Source organism: Stenotrophomonas sp. UBA7606, assembly GCF_002477705.1.
Classification (GTDB): Bacteria; Pseudomonadota; Gammaproteobacteria; order Xanthomonadales; family Xanthomonadaceae; genus Stenotrophomonas.
This window is the reverse complement of the sequence record NZ_DLJW01000110.1, coordinates 29,636-49,098: the sequence shown is the minus strand read 5'-3', so window position 1 is coordinate 49,098 and position 19,463 is coordinate 29,636. Positions and strand designations below refer to the sequence as shown.

General features: G+C 64.7%; 15 protein-coding genes. 7 read left to right on the top strand and 8 right to left on the bottom strand.

What is annotated here, in order from left to right; genetic code table 11:
* The first annotated feature begins 73 nt into the window (after positions 1-73).
* From B2527_RS13825 to B2527_RS13815, 3 genes are read left to right on the top strand one after another with little or no spacing between them, the layout of a single operon-like run.
* Entirely contained in the window at positions 74-271 is a 198-nt protein-coding gene (locus B2527_RS13825) for a zinc-finger domain-containing protein (protein ID WP_293714437.1), read from the top strand.
* An 8-nt stretch (positions 272-279) separates the two neighbouring features.
* Positions 280-1,392, top strand: a complete 1,113-nt coding sequence (locus B2527_RS13820) for a glycosyltransferase (RefSeq protein WP_293714435.1) — start codon at positions 280-282, stop codon at positions 1,390-1,392.
* Positions 1,373-2,716, top strand: coding sequence for an O-antigen ligase family protein (locus B2527_RS13815; RefSeq protein ID WP_293714433.1), 1,344 nt, complete (start codon positions 1,373-1,375; stop codon positions 2,714-2,716). The genes B2527_RS13820 and B2527_RS13815 overlap by 20 nt, the downstream gene beginning before the upstream one ends.
* Positions 2,717-2,774: 58 nt before the next feature.
* On the opposite strand, the gene B2527_RS13810 is transcribed toward B2527_RS13815, so the two are convergent.
* Positions 2,775-3,704: an LpxL/LpxP family Kdo(2)-lipid IV(A) lauroyl/palmitoleoyl acyltransferase gene (locus tag B2527_RS13810; protein WP_293714431.1), complete on the bottom strand. Its 930-nt coding sequence runs from the start codon at positions 3,702-3,704 to the stop codon at positions 2,775-2,777.
* Positions 3,705-3,870: 166 nt separating this feature from the next.
* Between B2527_RS13810 and waaA the strand changes: the two genes are divergently transcribed.
* On the top strand, positions 3,871-5,169 hold the full coding sequence (waaA, locus tag B2527_RS13805) for a lipid IV(A) 3-deoxy-D-manno-octulosonic acid transferase (RefSeq protein ID WP_293714429.1): 1,299 nt from the start codon (positions 3,871-3,873) through the stop codon (positions 5,167-5,169).
* 142 nt (positions 5,170-5,311) lie between these two features.
* Here waaA and B2527_RS13800 read toward each other — a convergent pair whose 3' ends face one another.
* The 3 genes from B2527_RS13800 to B2527_RS13790 form a co-directional block, all read right to left on the bottom strand.
* On the bottom strand, positions 5,312-6,670 hold the full coding sequence (locus tag B2527_RS13800) for a TolC family outer membrane protein (RefSeq protein ID WP_293714427.1): 1,359 nt from the start codon (positions 6,668-6,670) through the stop codon (positions 5,312-5,314).
* Positions 6,671-6,690: 20 nt separating this feature from the next.
* A complete protein-coding gene (locus B2527_RS13795; RefSeq protein WP_293714425.1) occupies positions 6,691-7,338 on the bottom strand; it encodes a protein-L-isoaspartate O-methyltransferase family protein in 648 nt (215 codons plus the stop codon).
* Between the two features lie 126 nt (positions 7,339-7,464).
* On the bottom strand, positions 7,465-8,139 hold the full coding sequence (locus B2527_RS13790) for a TetR/AcrR family transcriptional regulator (protein WP_293714423.1): 675 nt from the start codon (positions 8,137-8,139) through the stop codon (positions 7,465-7,467).
* 104 nt (positions 8,140-8,243) lie between these two features.
* Between B2527_RS13790 and B2527_RS13785 the strand changes: the two genes are divergently transcribed.
* From B2527_RS13785 to B2527_RS13775, 3 genes are all read left to right on the top strand, one after another.
* Positions 8,244-9,377 (top strand): efflux RND transporter periplasmic adaptor subunit, encoded by a 1,134-nt coding sequence (locus tag B2527_RS13785; RefSeq protein ID WP_343124764.1) that lies wholly within the window; start codon positions 8,244-8,246, stop codon positions 9,375-9,377.
* Positions 9,378-9,504: 127 nt separating this feature from the next.
* Complete coding sequence (locus B2527_RS13780) at positions 9,505-12,666, top strand: efflux RND transporter permease subunit (RefSeq protein ID WP_293714419.1); 3,162 nt, start codon at positions 9,505-9,507, stop codon at positions 12,664-12,666.
* A 208-nt stretch (positions 12,667-12,874) separates the two neighbouring features.
* A complete protein-coding gene (locus B2527_RS13775) occupies positions 12,875-15,730 on the top strand; it encodes a ligand-binding sensor domain-containing diguanylate cyclase (RefSeq protein WP_293714417.1) in 2,856 nt (951 codons plus the stop codon).
* 30 nt (positions 15,731-15,760) lie between these two features.
* Here B2527_RS13775 and B2527_RS13770 read toward each other — a convergent pair whose 3' ends face one another.
* From B2527_RS13770 to B2527_RS13755, 4 genes are read right to left on the bottom strand one after another with little or no spacing between them, the layout of a single operon-like run.
* The gene (locus tag B2527_RS13770; RefSeq protein ID WP_293714415.1) at positions 15,761-16,561 is read right to left on the bottom strand and encodes a hypothetical protein; all 801 of its coding nucleotides are present in this window, start codon (positions 16,559-16,561) and stop codon (positions 15,761-15,763) included.
* Positions 16,562-16,569: 8 nt separating this feature from the next.
* Entirely contained in the window at positions 16,570-17,394 is an 825-nt protein-coding gene (locus B2527_RS13765; protein ID WP_293714413.1) for a hypothetical protein, read from the bottom strand.
* Between the two features lie 23 nt (positions 17,395-17,417).
* Positions 17,418-18,179 (bottom strand): TauD/TfdA dioxygenase family protein, encoded by a 762-nt coding sequence (locus tag B2527_RS13760; protein WP_293714411.1) that lies wholly within the window; start codon positions 18,177-18,179, stop codon positions 17,418-17,420.
* Positions 18,176-19,462 carry an aminotransferase class I/II-fold pyridoxal phosphate-dependent enzyme gene (locus B2527_RS13755; protein WP_293714409.1) on the bottom strand — a complete coding sequence of 429 codons (1,287 nt, stop codon included), beginning with the start codon at positions 19,460-19,462 and terminating at the stop codon, positions 18,176-18,178. Before B2527_RS13755 ends, B2527_RS13760 begins: the two co-directional genes overlap by 4 nt.
* Position 19,463 lies beyond the last annotated feature (1 nt).

The window sequence follows — 19,463 nt, the reverse complement described above, 5'->3', positions numbered from 1 at the left end:
GGTGCGGGCGCAGCCGCAGCGGCGCCGGTCGCTGCTAGAATTGGCAGGTCCTGCTTTTATTGTGAATGACGCCATGAGCCATACCGCCAACGCGCCCGCCAATGCCGAGAAGCGCTACAACGTGCATCGCGCCGACCTGCCGCTGAGCTGCCCGACGCCGGAAATGGCGTTGTGGAACTCGCATCCGCGCGTCTATCTGCCGATCGAGAATGAGCCCAATGGCGAGGCCGCGTGCCCGTATTGCGGCTCGGTGTTCGTGCTGGTCGACTGAGCACGACGATGCGCCGCCTGACTGTGGTGCAGTTGCTGCCCGCGCTGCACTCCGGCGGTGTGGAGCGCTCAACCCTGGAAATCGCCCGTGCGCTGGTCGCCGCAGGCCACCGCGCCATCGTGGTGTCGGCTGGCGGCCGCTTGGTGCAAGCCCTGCTGGACAGCGGGGCCGAGCACCTGACCCTGGATATCGGTCGCAAGTCGCTGTTGACCCTGCGCCATGTGGCGTCACTGCGGCAGCTGTTCACCGACACCGGCGCCGATATCGTGCATGCCCGTTCGCGCCTGCCTGCCTGGCTGGGCTGGTATGCGTTGCGCGGCATGCCGGCAGGCACGCGTCCGCATTGGCTCACCACCATGCATGGGCTGAACTCGCCGGGGCGTTACAGCGGCATCATGGCCAGTGGTGAGCGGGTGATCTGCGTTTCGCAGACGGTGCACGACTATCTGCTGCGGCACTACCCCACCACCGATCCGGGCAAGCTGCGGGTGATTCCGCGCGGGGTGGATGTGCAGCAGTTTCCCCGGGTTGCCCGCAGTGACCGGCGGGCACGGCTGGCGGTGGCGGCACGCTACCCCGGCTTGGCTGGCGATGCCCCGCTGTTGCTGCTGCCTGGGCGCGGCACCCGCCTGAAAGGGCATGCGCATGCCATCCAGCTGCTGGCGGACCTGCAACTGGTTGGTCAGCAGGCGCTGCTGTGGCTGCCGGGTGCGCGCGAGCCGGGGCGGGAGGCTTATGTCGGCGAGCTTGAAGCCCTGGCGCAAGGCCTGGGGGTGGCGGAGCGGTTGTTGGTCACCGAGCCCACCAGCCGTATTGCCGAAGCCTACGCGGCCAGCGATCTGGTGCTGCAACTGTCCGACAAGCCCGAGGCCTTCGGCCGCACCGTGCTGGAGGCACTGTCGGTAGGTCGCCCGGTACTGGGCTGGGACCACGGCGGGGTAGGGGAGTTGCTTGCTCAGTTGCAACCTTCCGGCGCCTTACCGCTGGGCCAGGCCAGCGTGCTGGCGCAGCGGGCTGCGCTGCTGTTGCACGATCCCCCGCCTTTGCCGCACCGTATCCCCTTCACTTTGCAGGCGATGCAGCGCGCCACCCTGGATGTCTATGCAGAACTCGTTGGTTGACCGCCCGATTGTGAAGGATGCCGGTCTGGCAGGCCGCTGGGCGCCAGTATGGGTAATCGCCTACGTCGCCCTGTGGCCCCTGCCTGGCATCGCCGAGGCGGTACTGGTGCTGGGCGCCTTGTTTACCATCGTGCGCTTGCTGATGCTGCGCCTGCGCGGCGGCATTGGCCCGCTGTTGAGCGTGCCGGCATGGGCGCTGACCACGGTGCTGTTCTTTGCCTACTGGTTGCCGCAGCTGCTTTCGGCGCTGGATGCCGCCGATCCGGGACGGGCCTGGAGCAAGGTGGCCGGCGGCCTGCGCTACCTGCCTTTCATGTGGCTGGTGGCGATCGCCGTGGCCACACCGCAGCGGCGTGGCACCACCTTTGTCGGCCTGGCATTGGTGGCTGCGCTGTGGACACTTGATGCCCTGGCCCAGGGGTTGGGCGGCACCAGTCCGTTGTTCTGGTCGTTGGACCAGCTGAAGTGGCTGATCAGCGGACATGGGCTGTGCAGCCCGCAGGAGATGGCGCAGGTTGATCGTCTGGCCGGCATTTTCGGCCCCTGCAATCTCAAGTTGGGTCAGGTGCTGGCGAGTATTTCGCCTTTCCTGCTGTTCTTTGTCGGTTATCGCTGGGGACGGCTGGGCTGGTTCCTGGCTGCGGCCGTCGTCGGTGTGGTGCTGGTGTTGGCCGGCTCACGCGCTTCGCTGATCACCTATGCGCTGGTGTTGCTGCTGTCCGGTTGGCGGCTGATCGGGGCCAAGGGCCTGGTCCTGACCCTGTTGGTCGGGGTGTTGGGTACGGCTGCGCTGGCCGGGGTGTCACCGCAGGTACGCGAGCGGGTGGCGCGTACCACGCTGGCATTGTCGGGGGACAGCGGCGGGGTAAATGCAGCATTGTCCGGGCGCAGCCAGATCTGGGGTGCGGCCTTGTGCATGGTGCGCGAGCACCCGGTCAATGGCGTGGGTGCGCGCGGCTTCCGTGAGGCCTATCCTGACTGTGACCCCGCGCCGCAACAGGCGCCTTCCTGGGGAGAGGGGCCGGCACTGCACGCACATCAGATCGTGCTGGAAATCCTGGCTGAAACCGGTGTGCTGGGGTTGCTGTTGTGGCTGGCAGGCGCGGCCATGGCGCTGCGCGCATGGGCATTTGCCGCGCCGGCGGCACGCGACCGGGCGCGGCCCGCCGCGGTGGCGCTGTTGGTGACGGTGTTTCCGTTCAACACCCACCTGGCCTTCTATTCGGCCTTCTGGGGTGGGCTGACGATCCTGCTGGCGGCCCTGTACGCCGGTGCACTGCTGGCCGAAGAGCCGGACAACCAAGGGAGCCGTGGCTGGGAATGACGAGCCACGGCATACGCCCGTTTGCAGCCGCGCGCAGCGGGCTGCACGGCGGCAGTGATTACCCGCCCTTCGCGTAGAAGTTGCTGCGTCCTTCCGGCTGGCGCTTGAAACGTCGGTGGATCCACAGGTATTGGCTGGGGGCCTCACGCACCATCTGTTCAATGGCGGCATTGACCTGGGCGGTGTCGGCCACGGCGTCGTCGGTGGGGAAGTCCGGCAGCGGTGGCGCGATCTTCAGCACATAACGGCTGCCTTCGCGACGGTGGAAGTAAGGCACCACGGCACAGCCGGTCATGCGTGCGAACTGGTGGGTCGCGGTGATGGTCGAGGCAGGCATGCCGAAGAACGGGACGAATACCGAGTCCTTGCCGCGCATGTCCTGGTCCGGTGCATACCAGAGGAAGCCGCCTTTCTTGAGGTGGCGCACGGTGGCACGGATGTCCTCGTTGGCGAACATCGCACTTGCGTACTTCAGGCGGCCGCTCTTGACCGCCCATTCCATCACCGGGTTGCGGTACCGGCGGTACATGCCGGCCAACGGCACGTGGTCGCAGAGCAGGCGACCGCACATCTCCAGTGTCATGAAGTGGCCTGACACCAGCAGCACCCCGCGGCCTTCGGCCTGCAGGACCTTCAGGTGCTCCAGCCCCTCCCATTGCACCTGCGGTCGGATCACATCGATGCTGCCCCACCAGGCACGGGCAAACTCGAACACGCCCACTCCCAGCGCATCAAAACTGTCACGCAGCAGGCGCTGGCGCCAGGCTTCGTCCTGTTCGGGGAAACAGAGCCTGAGGTTTACTTCCGCCGCATGGCGACGGCTGCGGGCCAGGTGCAGCGCCAGCCATCCCAGTCCGCGGCCCAGGGCGCGCTGCAATGTCCACGGCAGGCGCGCGGCCAGCATGGCCACGCCCAGCCAGGCAAAGGTGGGCCAATGACGCGGTTGCCACAGTGATGGCCGGGTTGCGGTGGTAGGTGAATCGGACATGCGGCAATTCTAAGCCAGCGCGAATTTCGCCGCGTGACCTGTGGGCTTTGCCTGCCGTAGATGCGGGCAGAAGGTTGCCGGTTCTGGGGGCTGCGGGTCCGCGGCCCGGGTGCCGCGTGGGCGGCCGTTGTCGCCTGTTCCAGGCGTTCTCCCGTATCCTTCGTCGATGCGCAAGGATCCAGTCGAACGTCTGCTGCGTGGCCTGTACTCGGCCGTGCTTTACCTGTTGTTGCCGATCACGGTCTACCACCTGGTGTGGCGTGGTTTTCGCGTGCGTGAATACTTCCGGCGCTGGGACGAGCGCTATGCCTCCTATCCACCTGCCGACGGCCGCACCTATGTGTGGCTGCATGCCGTATCGGTGGGCGAGGTCAACGCCGCCGCAGCGTTGGTGAACACCTTGCGTGCGCAACGGCCGGACCTGCGCTGGGTCATCACCACCATCACTCCGACCGGCTCACAACGGGTGCGTGCCTTGTGGGGCGAGGCGGTGGACCATGTCTATCTGCCTTATGACGTACCTGGCGCGGTCAACCGTTTCCTGGGTCATTTCAAGCCCAATCTGGCGCTGATCCTGGAAACCGAGTTGTGGCCCAACATGCTGTTTGGTTGCCGCGATCGCGGCATCCCGGTGTACATCCTCAATGCGCGGCTGTCGGCACGTTCGCTCAAGGGTTACCGGTTGCTGCGTGCGCTGGTCGGCCGTGCCCTGCGCACGGTGACCTGCGTGGCCGCGCAGTCGCAGGAGGATGCGCAGCGTTTCGTTGAGCTGGGCGCGCGGCCGGATCAGGTGCTGGCGCTGGGCAACCTGAAGTTCGACATGCATCCACCCGATCCGGCACCGATGCTGGCGGGTTTTGCGCAGCACGTGGCCGCCGGCCGGCCGGTGTGGATTGCCGCCAGCACGCACGAGGGCGAAGAACAGGCCGTGGTGGACATGCAGGCCGCGTTGCTGCAACGGCACCCGCAGGCCTTGTTGCTGTGGGCGCCGCGGCACCCGGAGCGCTTTGCCAAGGTAGAGGCACTGGTGCGTGAGCAGGGCTGGCGGGTGGCGACCCGCAAACTGCAGCAATGGCCGCAGGCCGACACGCAGGTATTCGTGATCGACACGCTGGGCGAGTTGATGGGCTTCTATGCCTGCGCCCAGGTGGCCTTTGTCGGCGGCAGCCTGCAGCCGATCGGCGGGCACAACCTGCTGGAACCGGCAGCGATGGGTACCGCGGCGGTCACCGGGCCGCACCTGCATAACTTTTCAGAGATTTCCCGGCGCATGAACGAAGCCGGCGCGCTGCGCATCTGTGCCGATGCCGCGGAGGTCGGGCAGGCAGTGGAACTGTTGCTGGACAACGATGTGCTGCGCGAGCAGATGATTGCCATCGGCCGCGCGCTGGTCGCCAATGGGCGGGGCGCGCTGGAGCGTACGGTGGCCTTGATCCTGCCGCGCTTGCCGCCTGCCGCGCACTGAGGCGCGGCGGAGTTGCCAGAGTTGACCGGTCTGGCTGCTTTCTTTGGTCAGCGCTGGGCTCGACCGCACGTACGGCCCTCGATTTAAATGAAAAAAGCGGGCTTGCGCCCGCTTTTTTCTCTCATCCATCGTGCTTTTCTGGTTACTGGACCGGGTTGGACTGCAGCTTGGCGGCGGCGTCAGCGGTGAGCAGGCGGTTGATGTCCTGTACTTCGTTGATCTCCAGGTCGCCGATGGCCTGACTCAACTCCAGGCGTGCCTGCAGGAACTTGTAACGCGACTGTGCATAGTCCAGCTGTGCTTGGAACAGGGTCTTCTGGTTCTGTACCACGTCCAGCACGGTGCGGGTGCCGACTTCCAGGCCGACCTGCGAGGCGTCGTAGGCGCTCTGAGCCGAAACCACGGTCAGGCGGCGGGCTTCCACTTCGCTGATGCCGGCTACCAGGGCCTGGTAGGCATTGCGGGTGTTGCGGTCAACGGCGCGCTTCTGCTGCTCGAAGGTGTCCTGGGCGATGTCGCGATTGGCCAGCGCCTGACGTACACCGGATTGGGTGGCGCCGCCGGCGAAGATCGGCACGTTCAGGGTCAGGCCGATCGAGTTGGTGGTGGCATCGGGGACCGCAGTGCCGCTGCCGGTGCTGTCACCCCAACGCGCGCTCTTGCCCCAGCTGCCGCCCAATGACAGGGTCGGGTAATGGCCGCCGCGTGCTGCCGAGACGTTCGATTCGGCGGCGCTGACCTGCATTTCCTGCGCCCTCAGCGTCGGGTTGCGCGACACCGCGTCGGCCACAAGCTGGTCGACATTGGCGCGATTGGCCGGCACTTCCGGGCGGAAGTCCACCGGCAGGCCGCGCAGGTCGCGCACCGGCTGGCCGGTGAGTTCGGTCAGCGCCTGGTAGGCGTCTTCCAGTACGTTGCGGGTCTGGATGGTGTTGGCACGGGCCTGGTCGTACTGGGCGCGGGCTTCATGCACGTCGGTGATCGGTGCAAGACCGACCTCCAGGCGCTTGTCGGCATAGTCGAACTGCTTCTTGGCCGCGGCTTCGTTGGTTTCCGCGGCGACCAGCGATTCAATGCCGATCAATACGTTGAAATAGATGGTCGCGGTGCGCACCACCAGTTCGTCGTTGGCCGAATCCAGGTTGAAATCGGCTGCCTTGCTGAGATCACGCTGGGCGCGCAGGTTGGCGAACTGGCTCCAATTGAACAGGGTCTGGCTGCCGTTGATGCCGTAGCTGCGGGTCTTGGAGGTGGAGCTGCCGCTGATGTCGTCGTACTTGGTGCGGGTACGGTTCAAGGACGCCTCGCCGCCGATCTGCGGCAGCAGGGCCGCGCGCGCCTGCACCTGGCCTTCCTTGTTGTACAGCCGCTGTGACTCGGCCACGGCCAGCTGGGTGTCACCGTTGCGGGCCATTTCGTAGACCTGCAGCAGGTCGGCGGCATGGGAGGTCAGCGGAGCAAGTGCGACTGCCAGCGCAAAGGTGAGGGATCGGCGGATCATTGCGGCTTCCTTGGACGTTTTCAGAGTTGGAACTGCGCTGCGGGGGCGGCGCCCTGCAGGTAGTCGAGGTCGGTTTCAAACAGCGATTCGACGCTGCCGTCAGCCTTGACCAGCACCGCTTCCATGACCGGCGAGGTGCCGGTGATGGCGAACAGGCGGCCGCCCGGGCGCAGCATCTTGAGGAACTGGACCGGTACGGTTTCCACCGCGCCGGTGATGCAGATGGCATCGAACTGGCGCTGGCTCTGCCAGTCCAGGGCGTCGGCCACTTCGATGCGGACGTTGCTGCCCAGCTTGGCGCCATCCAGGTTCTGGCGGGCGCGCTCGGCCAGCTCCGGCTGGATTTCCAGGCTCAGCACTTCGCGCGCCAGCTCGCCGATGCAGGCGCTCAGGAAGCCGCTGCCGGTGCCGATTTCCAGCACTTCGTCGGTGGGCTGCAGATCCAGCGCCTGCAGGGTGCGGCCTTCGATGACCGGCTTCATCATCTTCTGGCCATGGCCCAGCGGCAGCTCGATATCGGCATAGGCCAGGGCGCGGTTGGCTTCGGCGACAAACGCCTCGCGCGGCAGGCGGGCCAGCACGTCCAGCACGCGAACTTCCAGCACGTCCCAGGGACGGATCTGCTGTTCAACCATCATTTCGCGGGCGTGGGAAAAATTGATCGTCATGGAAAACTCATCGATTCGGGCGCAGTAGGCCGGTCATTTTACCGGTTGGGGCGCGCAAAGTACGGGCCAAGCATCGCCGTGGCCCCAAGGACAGCCGCAGTGCCGGAAGTCACTCGCACCTCCGGTTCATTCAGCTTTCCGGCGGGGCTCATAGGCGCGCACGAAAAAATCCACGCTGGCGGCGATATGGGCGTCGGCGTCCAGGGCGTCCGGTGCAGCGCACAGGCCACACATCATATGCGTATGCAGCTCACCCTTGATCAGGCAGAAGAACTGACGGGCGGCCAGGGCGGTATCGGACACCACCAGTTCGCCCCTGGCCACGCGGGCCGCGAGGAAGTCAGACAGGGCGGTCTCGGTACGCGCGGGGCCGGCCTGCCAGAACATCTGGCGGATCCGGTCATCGGTGTCCGGGGTCATCATCATGCGCTGGGTGGCGATGGCGGCGTCGCTGCTGATCAGCGTGAAGAACGCATGGCCAATACCCAGCAACTGGCTGCGCAGCGGCCCCTCACTGTCGGTGACAAACAGCTCGTCGGGCATCATTTCCACGCATTTGGCCTGGATCGCCTCGGTGAACAAGGTCTCCTTGTCACCAAAATGGCTGTATACGGTGAGTTTGGACACACCGGCACGGGCGGCAATGCCGTCCATGCTGACGCCATTGAACCCCAGCTCGATGAACATCTCCTTGGCCGCCTCCAGGATGGCCGCGCGCTTGCCCAGGTCCTTGGGACGACCGGGGCCAGCATTGCGCGGCGCAGGTTTGGCGGCAGCAGGGGAAAGTGTTTTCGAAGGCATCGGCTAATACTAGACCAGATGGTTTGATATTTATACTATACCGCGGCGTTTAGTAATGGCGACGAAATACGCCATTCCCCTCACCTTGCAATGCGACCGTACCCATGAACAACCTGCGATGGATTGGCGGCAGTGTCCTGCTTGCCGTGCTTGCTGCCTGTGGAAAAACCGAACCTGCCCCGGTGCCAGCAATGCCGGTATTGGTTGTACACCCTGGCGGTAACGACGATGTGACTGTCAGCGCCTATCCGGGCGAGGTGCGCGCCCGTGAAGAAACCGCGTTGTCCTTCCGGGTCGGGGGCAAGCTGCTGCGGCGTGAGGTGGATGCCGGCCAGCGGGTGGACAAGGGCCAGTTGCTGGCCCAGCTCGATGTGGCCGATTACAGCCTGCAGGCACGCGCGGCACAGGCGCAATACGCCGCCGCCGAGGCCGATCTGGTCCGTGCCCGCGACGAGCACAAGCGCTACCACGCCCTGGCCAGCCAGCAACTGGTCAGCCAGTCGGCGCTGGATGCGCAGACTGCGGCCTTGAAGGCCGCGCAGGGCCAGGCCGATGCGGCGCGGGCCAATCTGGACGTGGCGCGCAACCAGGCGGCCTATTCCCGGCTGCTTGCCCCGGAAGGCGGCCTGATCGCCAGCCGCGAGGCCGAAGCCGGGCAGGTGGTGGCCGCCGGCCAGACCATCTATACGCTGGCCGCCGACGGCGCGCGCGAAGTGGCCATTGCCTTGCCGGAAAGTGCGATCCGCGATTTCAGTGTTGGCCAGGCGGTCGAGGTCGAGTTGTGGAACCAGCAGGGCAAGCGCCTGGGCGGCAGCATCCGCGAGATCGCCGCGGCCGCCGATCCGCAGGCCCGCACCTATGCCGCCCGGGTCAGCCTGGCCGCCGATGCGCTGGACGCGGTGGAACTGGGGCAGAGCGCCCGGGTCTTTATCGCCCACGGCAAGAACGGAGCGATGAGCGTGCCGTTGGCGGCGGTGCAGGTTGGCAAGCAGCCGCAGCAGGCCAGCGTGTGGGTGGTGAACCCGGCCGATGGCAAGCTGCAGGCGCGGGCGGTGACGCTGGGCACCTACGGCCCGGAAAGCGTGCCGGTGCTGCAGGGTCTGAAGGCTGAAGATTGGGTGGTTGCCGCTGGCGGCCATCTGCTGCGCGAAGGTCAGCCGGTGACTGCCGTGGACAGGAGCAACAGGCCCATTGAACTTGGCGCACCGAAGAAGGCTGCGTCGGAGGGCTCGCGATGAGCCTGTCGAAATCTTGTATGTGGGACACCTCAGCCCTTCCCCCTGCAGGGGAAGGGGACGGGATGGGGGCTGATGCTCGCGGTAATGCCGAGCGGCGCTGGCTCCGCGCTGGAAAGGGGAGTGAGGCGTGAAGCGCTTCAATCTCTCCGAATGGGCGCTCGGTAACCGCCCGCTGGTGCTGTTCATGATGATCGCGATGGCGATCATTGGCGCCTGGTCGTACAAGCACCTGGGGCAGTCCGAAGACCCTCCGTTCACCTTCAAGGCGATGGTGGTGCAGACCATGTGGCCCGGTGCCACCGCCGAGCAGGTGTCCAAGCAGGTCACCGAGCCGATTGAGAAGGCACTGATGAACACCGGGCAGTTCGAGTTCATCCAGGCTTATTCGCGCCCGGGCGAGTCGCAGGTGATCTTCATGGCGCGCGATTCAATGCGCTCCAAGGACGTGCCCGAGCTGTTCTACCAGGTGCGCAAGAAGGTCGGCGACATCCATTCGCAGTTGCCGGCCGAAGTGATCGGGCCGTTCTTCAACGATGAATTCGGCGACACCTTCGGCAATATCTATGCGCTGACCGGCAAGGGCTTCGACTATGCGCTGATGCGCGACTATGCCGACCGCATCCAGCTGCAGCTGCAGCGCGTGGATGACGTGGGCAAGGTGGACCTGATTGGCCTGCAGGACGAGAAGGTATGGATCCAGCTGTCCAACACCAAGCTGGCGACGCTGGGCGTGTCGATGCAGCAGGTGCAGCAGGCGCTGGCGCAGCAGAATGCGGTGGCCCCGGCCAGCTGGTTCGAGACCCCGACCGATCGCGTGCAGCTGCGTGTGACCGGCCAGTTCACCTCGGTCGAGGACATCCGCAATTTCCCGATCCAGACCGGTGATCGCAGCGTGCGCCTGGGCGATATCGCCGAGGTGAAGCGCGGCTTCGCCGACCCGGCTTCGGCCAAGATGCGTTTCATGGGCGAGGACGCCATCGGCATTGCCGTGGCGATGAAGAATGGCGGTGACATCCTCAAGCTTGGCAAGACCCTGGACAGCGAGTTCGAGCAACTGCAGAAGACGCTGCCGGCCGGCATGCAGCTGCGCAAGGTTTCCGACCAGCCGCATGCGGTGAAGGAATCGGTGGGTGAGTTCGTCAAGGTGCTGACCGAGGCGGTGGTGATCGTGCTGCTGGTGAGCTTCTTCTCGCTGGGCTGGCGCACCGGCCTGGTGGTGGCGGTGTCGATCCCGCTGGTGTTGGCGATGACCTTCTTCGTCATGCATCAGTTCGACATTGGCCTGCACAAGATTTCGTTGGGTGCCCTGGTGCTGGCGCTGGGTCTATTGGTGGATGACGCGATCATCGCGGTGGAGATGATGGCCACCAAGATGGAGCAGGGCTATGACCGTCTGCGCGCGGCCAGTTTTGCCTGGACATCCACTGCCTTCCCGATGTTGACCGGTACGCTGATTACCGCCGCTGGCTTCCTGCCGATTGCCACGGCTGCATCCAGTACCGGTGAATACACGCGCTCGCTGTTCCAGGTGGTGACCATCGCGCTGGTGGTGTCGTGGATCGCCGCGGTGCTGTTCATTCCCTACCTCGGCGACAAGATGCTGCCTGACCTGCACAACCCGCAGCCGCCCAAGCCGGGCAGCATCGCCGGGCGCTGGCGTGCGCTGCGGCTGCGTTGGGCCGACCGCAATCCGGCCTTGGCCAACCTGGTCAAGCCCAAGGAACTGGCGCACGACCATGACCCGTACAAGAGCGCGTTCTACCAGCGCTTCCGCGTGTTCCTGGATGCCTGCCTGCGCCGCCGCTGGCTGGTGATCCTGGCCACGGCAGGGCTGTTCGTGTTCTCGCTGGTTATCTTCCGCTTCGTGCCGCAGCAGTTCTTCCCGGATTCAACCCGGCCAGAGCTGATGGTGGATATCGAACTGGCCGAAGGCGCATCGCTGACCGCTACCCAGGCCCAGGCCGAGAAGTTCGAGGCGTTGATCAAGGGCCACAAGGGTGTAGCCAACTTTGTCGGCTACGTCGGCAACGGTTCGCCGCGCTTCTACCTGCCGCTGGACCAGCAGCTGCCAGCCACCAACTTTGCCCAGTACGTGGTGCTGGCGCAGGACACCAAGGCGCGCGAGGAGCTGCGTGATTGGTTGTTGAAGGAAGTGGTGCCGAAGTTCGCGGATGTGCAGCTGCGCGTGACCCGGCTGGAGAACGGCCCGCCGGTTGGCTATCCGGTGCAGTTCCGTATATCCGGCGAGCATATCGAGCGGGTGCAGGCCATTGCCGCGCAGGTGGCGGAGAAGGTGCGGCAGAACCCGCACACCACCAACGTCAACCTCAACTGGAGCGAGCCGAGCAAGGTGGTGCGGCTGGTCGTGGACCAGGACCGTGCCCGCGTACTGGGCGTGAGCAGTGCGCAGATCGCACAGTTCCTGACCAGCTCGCTGTCGGGAATGAGCGTGAGCACCTACCGCGAAGGCAATCGCCCGATCGGCATGCTGCTGCGTGGCCCGGATGACGAGCGTGCGCGTCTGGACATGCTCGGCAGCCTGGCCATCCCGACCGCCAACGGCAAATCGGTATCGCTGTCGCAGGTGGCCAAGCTGGAATATGCCTTCGAGGACGGCATCATCTGGCACCGCGACCGTCTGCCAACCGTCACCGTGCGCGCCGATATCGGCGACAGCATGCTGCCGGTGGGCGTGGTCGAACAGATCGTGCCGACCTTGAGCGAGATCCGCGATGCCCTGCCCAGCGGCTACCTGCTGGAAACCGGCGGCACGGTGGAGGACTCCGCGCGCGGCCAGGACTCGATCAAGGCCGGCATGCCGCTGTTCCTGGCGGTGGTGGCGACCTTGCTGATGGTGCAGCTGCGCAGTTTCTCGCGGGCGGCGATGGTGTTCATCACCGCACCGCTGGGCATCATCGGTGCGACCTGGTTCCTGCTGTTGTTCCAGGCGCCGTTCGGCTTCGTGGCGATGCTGGGCACGATTGCCCTGGCCGGCATGATCATGCGCAACTCGGTGATCCTGATCGACCAGATCCAGCAGGACATCGATGCCGGCCATGACCGCTGGCACGCCATCATCGATGCCACCGTACGCCGCTTCCGGCCGATCGTACTGACTGCGCTTGCTGCAGTGCTGGCGATGATCCCGCTGTCGCGCAGTGCCTTCTATGGCTCGATGGCGATCTCGATCATGGGCGGGCTTATCGTCGGTACGGTGCTGACCCTGGTATTCCTGCCGGCCCTGTATGCGGCCTGGTTCCGGGTGCGCGCGGACGAGGCAGGTCCGTGATAGCTGAATAGGCACCTCCAGCGCGGTACCTGAAAAAGATGGCTTTGCTGGGACGGTGGTAAATTGGTCGTGTCGGCGCGGGGGCCGACACGACCTGCGGGAGGCGGGTTTGCCGACACGCCATCATCTCTGCCTGGGGTACAGCGCTGCGCGACGGTCGGTTGCCATCCGGGCGGTTGTGGGTGGGTGCCTGCTGCTGTTGCTGGGCTTGCTGTCGATCAGCCGGCCCGCGCTGGCGGCACGTCACACCGTGGCGGGTTGGGGCATGGAGCAGGGCTTGCCGCACAACCTGGTGCAAGCGGTGGCGCAGGGCAGTGACGGTTTCATCTGGCTGGGTACGTGGGAAGGCGTGGTGCGCTTCAACGGCCGCAGCTTCACCGTGTTCGATCGCCAGAACACACCCGGCGCGGAACTGTCCGGAGTACTGAGCATCTTGCCGGAGGCCAATGGCGGCATGTTGTTCGGAACGGTCAGCAATGGCATTTATCGCTATCGCAATGGCCACTGGCAGGCGCTGGGTGGCAATGATGCCCGCAACCTTTCGATCAACGCGATGGCCCGCGATGCTGCCGGTAACGTGTGGATCGGCTCCAAGGACCGGCTGCTGCGCATGCAGCCCAATGGTCAGCTGCTGGACGAGGGGCGGGCGCTGGGATTGCCCGAGGTAGCGGTGACCACGCTGCGCTGGGCGGGCGATGGCAGCCTGCTGGTGGGCACCGAAGAGGGCCTCTACCAGTTGCGCGATGGCCGGTTGCAGCAATGGCCGGCCGCCCGTGCCCTGGTCGTGCGTGACATGGTCAGCGACCTTGCCGGGGGCTGGATCGTCGCCGCCGACGATGGCATCCATCACTTTCACGCCAATGGTCGGCAGCAGCACCTGCTGATGGGCGAACGCGTCGATGCGGTTCGCCGGGACGCGCAGGGAGGGCTGTGGCTGAGCTTGTCGGCAGGGCGTCTGCAGCGGCTGTATCGGGGGCAGGTGGAGGCGATCAGCATTCCCGGCCAGGTCAGTCCTGCGCTGTTGATCGATCGCGAAGGGCTGGTCTGGGCAGGCAGTACCGATGGCTTGTTCCGCGTTGACGAAGGCGCCGCCCGTGGCATCGGCCGCGCGGACGGCCTGGGCTCGGAGTACGTCCGTGCCGTGATCGAAGGGACGGACGACACGGCATGGGTTGGTCATTCGGAGGGACTGGACCGGATGGTGGGGGAGCAGATCCATCCGGTGCGGCTGCTGCCGGGCAAGGGCCGCGATGCATCGGTGTTGGCCTTGGCCCTGCACGGGGATGGCGTCTGGGCGGGAACCTACAATCAGGGGGTCTTCGATATCGATGTTCACGGGCGGATCAAGCAGCAGATCCGCCTGCCCGGGACCGTACAGCCGCTGGTGCGCGCGCTGTTGTTCGATGCCGATGGCAGCCTGTGGATAGGCAGCAGCGATGGCCTGTACCGCTACGACGGCAGCGCTGATTTCCGCCACTACGGACAGGAAGAAGGCCTGCCCGGGTTGGTGGTGCACACCCTTTATCGGGATCGTACCGGGGTGCTGTGGATCGGGACCGACAGCGGCATGGCCATGCTGGGGCAGGACGGGCGGTTGCAGGCCTGGATGGCGGACAAGGATATCCCAGCACGCTACGTGTTCGATTTCCTGGGTGACGACAATGGTGACCTGTGGATAGCCAGCGACCATGGCCTGCTGCGCAAGCGTGGCCTGGACTTTGCGGTGTTCGATCACCGCAACGGCCTGCCGCGTGACAAGGTGTTCCGGATCATCGACGACAAGGCCGGGCATCTGTGGCTGCCCAGCAATCTGGGTGTGTTCCGGCTGGACCGCAGTGACCTGATGGCGGTGGCGGCGGGTGCGCGCGCGCACTTGTCGGTGCAGGTGCTGGACCATACCGATGGCATGCCCAGCAGCCAGGCCAATGGCGCCTCCTCCCCGGCCGGCTGGATGACCCGGGCTGGCAGTCTGCTGCTGCCCACCAGCGCCGGTCTGGCGGTGGTGAACCCGCAGCGGGTGGACAACAACGCCCGCCTGCGCAAGTTGCCGGTGGTGATCGAGAACGTGGTGGTGGACGGGTATCCGCAGCTGCTGCAGGGCAGCTATGCCTTGCCATCGGAGGTGGAGCGCGTCGCCGTGGCGTTTGCAGGCTTGGGTTTCCGTGCGCCTGACAAGATGCGCTACCGCTACCGGCTGGAAGGGTTCGATACGGATTGGGTGGATGCCGGCACCCGCACCGAAGCGGTATATACCAACCTGCCGGCCGGCAATTACCGCTTGCGGGTGCAGGCCATGTCGCTGCCGCTGGACTGGGACAACCCCGGTCGTGGTGGTGAAGCCTCGGTGTCTTTTCATGTCGCCGCACCGCTTTGGCAGCGGCCGTGGGTGATCCTGCTGGCGGTACTTGCCCTGGCCGGTATGGTGCTGCTGCTGGTCAGCTGGCGCACCGCCAGCTATCGACGCAGGCAGCGGCTGTTGAATACGCAGATCACCGCGCGTACGCAGGAGTTGAGCGAGAAGAACCGCGCGCTGGAACAGGCCGGTGCCGAGCGTGAAGTGCTGCTGCAGCGGCTGGAACACCAGGCCATGCATGATGCCCTGACCAACCTGCCCAACCGACGTGCGGGCGATGAGCATCTGCAGCAGGCACTACGTGAAGCCTTGGCGTGCCAGTCGCCATTGACCGTGGCGTTGCTGGATATCGATCACTTCAAGCAGATCAACGACCGCTATGGGCACGAAGCCGGTGACCGGGTGCTGCGTGACGTGGCCGGCCTGCTGCAACTGGGTAGCGGGCATTTTGTGTCCCGCCACGGTGGCGAAGAGTTCCTGGTGGTGTTGCGTGGCGTCGAGCCGGTGCAGGCAGCCCAACAGCTGCGCGAGCTGGGTCAGCGCGTGGCACGGTTGCGCTGCGAGGAGGTGGACCCGGCACTGGTCATCACCGCCAGCATTGGCCTGGCCGCGTTGGGCCCTGGCCAGGACACAGTGCGCACCTTGTTGGCGGCGGCCGATCGCCAGCTTTACCGTGCCAAACGCGAGGGCCGCAACCGGGTGCTGTCGTGAGCCCGCCGCAAGGGGGAAGGCTGTGCAGCCTTACCTGGTGCCGCGCAGGGGCGTGAGACCTATGCCGGTTGCGACCAGCGCCAGCCCCATCCATGTGACCGCGTCGTATGTATTGCCCACTACAACGTCGTTGACGGCAAGCCAGAAAAAGGAAAGGTTGGTGAGCGTCGATACGATGGCAGAATCACGGGAGCTGATGGCGGCGGCGGTAATAACCTGGATACGTAAGGCGGCCATGAAGCCTACAGCCAGTATCGGCCATATCTGGCCTGGCAATTTGGGCTTGATCACCAGGACGATCAACAGTACCACCAGCCCGGCGGAGGCGTTGTAGAGGCCATTGGTCGTGGTGGCGCGTTCTCCGGAAGCTGACAGTGCACCCAGGACGACAAAGGAGCTCGCATAGGCAACTGCCGCTGTTGCCGCAAGGAGGTGTGACGCGCCGAGTGGCAGTCCATCGAGTCCGGGGCGCAGGGTCAGGGCCACGCCGAGAAAGGCCAGCAGCGAACCTGCGCGCGCCCGGTAGTCCCGCGTCACATGGAACGTCACCAGTATCGGGGCGGCATTGAGGATCATCGACAGCTCGATGGCCGAAGCGCCGGGACGGGCGAGCGCGAAATAGTAGGCACCGAATGCCCAGAGTCCGGAAACAAGACGTATCGCATGGAGCCGAATCGGCGCACTTGGCCAGCTGCGCGGTGGCGACATCAGCAGGCCCACCACATACTGCGCGAGCAGTAGCCAAAGCGGGCTGAGGGAGGATTCGCCGGCGCGGATCACAACCAGTGCGGTGAGCGCGGACAGCAGGCTGGCAACGGTGCCAAGCAACACGGTCCGCACTAGAGGGCCCCCAGCAGGACACCATGGAAATGGAAGCCTATGCCGCTGGACAGCAGGACGGCCGCCCCACCATCTGGCGGAGGAATGCGCGCCAGCCCGATCCATGGATCTGCACCACCCGCATGACCATGCGTGGTCTGCACGATGTCCACCGCCAATGGTTTGAGCGCCTCCACCAGCGGTGCGAAGGCGATCTGGTCGCCCTGGTTGGCATACAGGCGTAGTGCTGTTGTGCCCGGAAGATGGCGCAGAAGCGTCCGGGTGATGGAAGCCCATGAACTTACATGGGTTTGGCGCAACGAATCCTTGAGCGCATCGGGCAGTTGTCGCCGGAGTTTCCCCATGGTTGATGCATAGGCGTCGATATAGGCAGGGTGGGTCTGCCCGGCCGCGGCAAGAATACGGTGGCCGTGGTCGGCGTCGTGCGATATCACCAATGCGGCGGCACCATCGGCAAAGCTGCGCAGGGGACGGTGGGCTGGATCGTCGGGGGATATGGTCCGTGACAGGTTATCGGCGCCCACGACCAGTCCAGTGCCATCCAATCGCGAGGCGAGTTGTACGGCAGTGCCCAAACTCGTACAGCCCGCAGTGATGTCGAAGGTGACGCAGTTCTGCCGTAGCGCTTTTGCGATCCTCGCGGCTGCACTGGGAAATACATGGCGAATGCCTGAACACGCAAATATGATGAAGTTGAGCGATGTACCTGCAGGAAGCTGTGACAGCGCGGTCAAGGCAACGGTAACGGCCATGCCAACTTCATCGAGCTGGGTTTCAATGGCAGCCCCAGTTTCATTTCTTGAGGTGCCAACATGGGTTGCCATGGCAACAATGCGAGCTGTCATGGTCAGGTCGCCGAGGTGTCGGCGACGACAACCCGCATCATGCAACGCCGGTGTGGCCCTGCATAACCTGAGGCTGCATGCATGACGATCCTGTTGTCCCATGCCAGTATCTGACCCGCCTGCCAGCAGTGCTTGACGGCCTCGCGCGTGACGTCCTGGATCAACCGCTTGTAAAGCGAAGCATGGGCAACCGCAACCTGCCGCTCCGCATACAGCGGTGACAGACAGAGCGTCTCCCCTGCGCGGGGGTGTTGCTGGACCACAGGATGGACTGCACGGGGAAGTCGCTCCATAAGTTCGCCCAATGATCGGCCGACGTCCGCCTCGCCAACGCGGTAGCTGCCATGGACACTGTGCTCCAACTGCAGTTGTCGCAGTTTGTGCTTGAGCGCCGGATCCAGCCGGTTCCATGCGCTGCGGGTATCGGCGAACCTGGTTTCACCGCCCTTGCCGGGTACCTGCAGCGCGCAGAGCACGGTGAAAGCCGGCGGTTTGGCCAGGTAGGTACTGTCCTGATGCCAACCCTCGCCGAAGCTGCGCGGCGCGGATGTCACCCCGTCTCCCTGGTTGTCCAGCAGGGTGACCTGTTCGGGATAGTGCGCAGGGCGGTATTTGTCCAAGCGGAAGGCAACGGGCTCACCCAGACGGGTGGCCAGGCGCAACAGGTCGTTCGGGCTGGGCGAATCGTCGGCTTCCAGACAGATCACGCCGTGTCTTGCCAGTGCCTGGGGGCTCAGCTGATCGGCGGTGATGCGGGTGATCATGCGGGTGTCTCCTGCGAAAGGCGTTGCGCCTGCAGGCACGCAGGCCCCGGTGGGTCGTTCGTGGCAAGCAAGGTTGTAAAGGCTTGTGCCAGCTTGCGTATGTCTGCCAATCGGTGGGTGGCGGACAGCGATACCCGGATGGCACCGCGTCCTCGCGCTATGGTCGGGTAGTAAACCGGGGTGGTGATGAGGGAGTGCTGGGCGAGCAACGTAGACGCTATCTGTATCGCGCTGGCAGCATCGCTGCAGGGAACAACACGAAACGCGATGGTCGACCCCGCTTGCTCAGTAGGGATGCCCGCTTCTGCAAGCATCGCGTCGAACAACGACAAGCGGGCCGCCAGTGCCTCCTTCAGGCGGCGGTATTCGCCGGGGTCGGCAAGGATCTTCATCGATGCGAGGATTGCTCCCTGTGCGGAGACGTCGAGATTGCAGGAAAATCGATCCGACACGGACTCCCGCAGCATCGCGTCCACGAAGCCTCGTGGTCCAACCATGAATCCGCCCGCCGCGCCGAAGGCCTTGCCGAAGGAGCCGGTTACAACCGTGCGGTCTTCATGAGAAGCAAGTGATTGCATCGCTTTGCCTCTGCCGTTATCCCCTTGCATACCTACCGAATGCGCATCATCCAGCCACAGCCAGCCATTGGCATTGTTCTTCAGATAGTCGGAGAGGCCTTGGAAATCGGCATGGTTGCCCATTGAGTAGAGCCCATCTTCGACGATGACAACCGGTCGTCGCGTGTTCTTTGCGAAAGAACCCGCAACGCCAATGGTGTTGCTGCTGGTAATGATGCGGCCAGGTGCGAAGGCTCCCTTCAGTGCGAACTGGACCGTTGCATGTGCGTTTGGATGTACTACGGCGGTCGCGTCAAATGCCGAACTGGCAAAGCCAGCGGAGGTGGCGATGTTGGCTGAAAGTGTGGTCGGGTAGATCCGTGCCTGCGAATCTCCGGTTTTCATGAGAACCAGTCTGTGCGTGATCTCGTTGACGATCGCGGTTTCGGTCCGTGCCATCGCAACGCTTGAGTGCAGTGCGCCGAAATCGTCGATTGCTTCAACCGATGCTCGTCTCACGTCGCTGCGAGTGTTCAGGCCAAAAGGGCTGTTCGAGAGAAAGTCTGTGGCCCATCGTTGACCCGATTGCGTTTTTATCCGCACGCACCGGTTCTCTCCACATTCGATCATCTGGATGCCATAGAGATCGTTGGCTCTGGCTTCCTGGTCCGCAGGGTGCGGATCTGTCGTCGAGTACGCAATGATGTCGTTGCCAGAGAAACCCATC

Coding starts and splice junctions, on each gene's coding strand:
- B2527_RS13800 (WP_293714427.1), bottom strand. CDS start 6,670: ATGATCCGCCGATCCCTCACCTTTGCGCTGGCAGTCGCACTTGCTCCG.
- B2527_RS13760 (WP_293714411.1), bottom strand. CDS start 18,179: ATGATCACCCGCATCACCGCCGATCAGCTGAGCCCCCAGGCACTGGCA.
- waaA (WP_293714429.1), top strand. CDS start 3,871: ATGCGCAAGGATCCAGTCGAACGTCTGCTGCGTGGCCTGTACTCGGCC.
- B2527_RS13795 (WP_293714425.1), bottom strand. CDS start 7,338: ATGACGATCAATTTTTCCCACGCCCGCGAAATGATGGTTGAACAGCAG.
- B2527_RS13810 (WP_293714431.1), bottom strand. CDS start 3,704: ATGTCCGATTCACCTACCACCGCAACCCGGCCATCACTGTGGCAACCG.
- B2527_RS13815 (WP_293714433.1), top strand. CDS start 1,373: ATGCAGAACTCGTTGGTTGACCGCCCGATTGTGAAGGATGCCGGTCTG.
- B2527_RS13785 (WP_343124764.1), top strand. CDS start 8,244: ATGAACAACCTGCGATGGATTGGCGGCAGTGTCCTGCTTGCCGTGCTT.
- B2527_RS13755 (WP_293714409.1), bottom strand. CDS start 19,462: ATGGGTTTCTCTGGCAACGACATCATTGCGTACTCGACGACAGATCCG.
- B2527_RS13820 (WP_293714435.1), top strand. CDS start 280: ATGCGCCGCCTGACTGTGGTGCAGTTGCTGCCCGCGCTGCACTCCGGC.
- B2527_RS13825 (WP_293714437.1), top strand. CDS start 74: ATGAGCCATACCGCCAACGCGCCCGCCAATGCCGAGAAGCGCTACAAC.
- B2527_RS13765 (WP_293714413.1), bottom strand. CDS start 17,394: ATGGCAACCCATGTTGGCACCTCAAGAAATGAAACTGGGGCTGCCATT.
- B2527_RS13790 (WP_293714423.1), bottom strand. CDS start 8,139: ATGCCTTCGAAAACACTTTCCCCTGCTGCCGCCAAACCTGCGCCGCGC.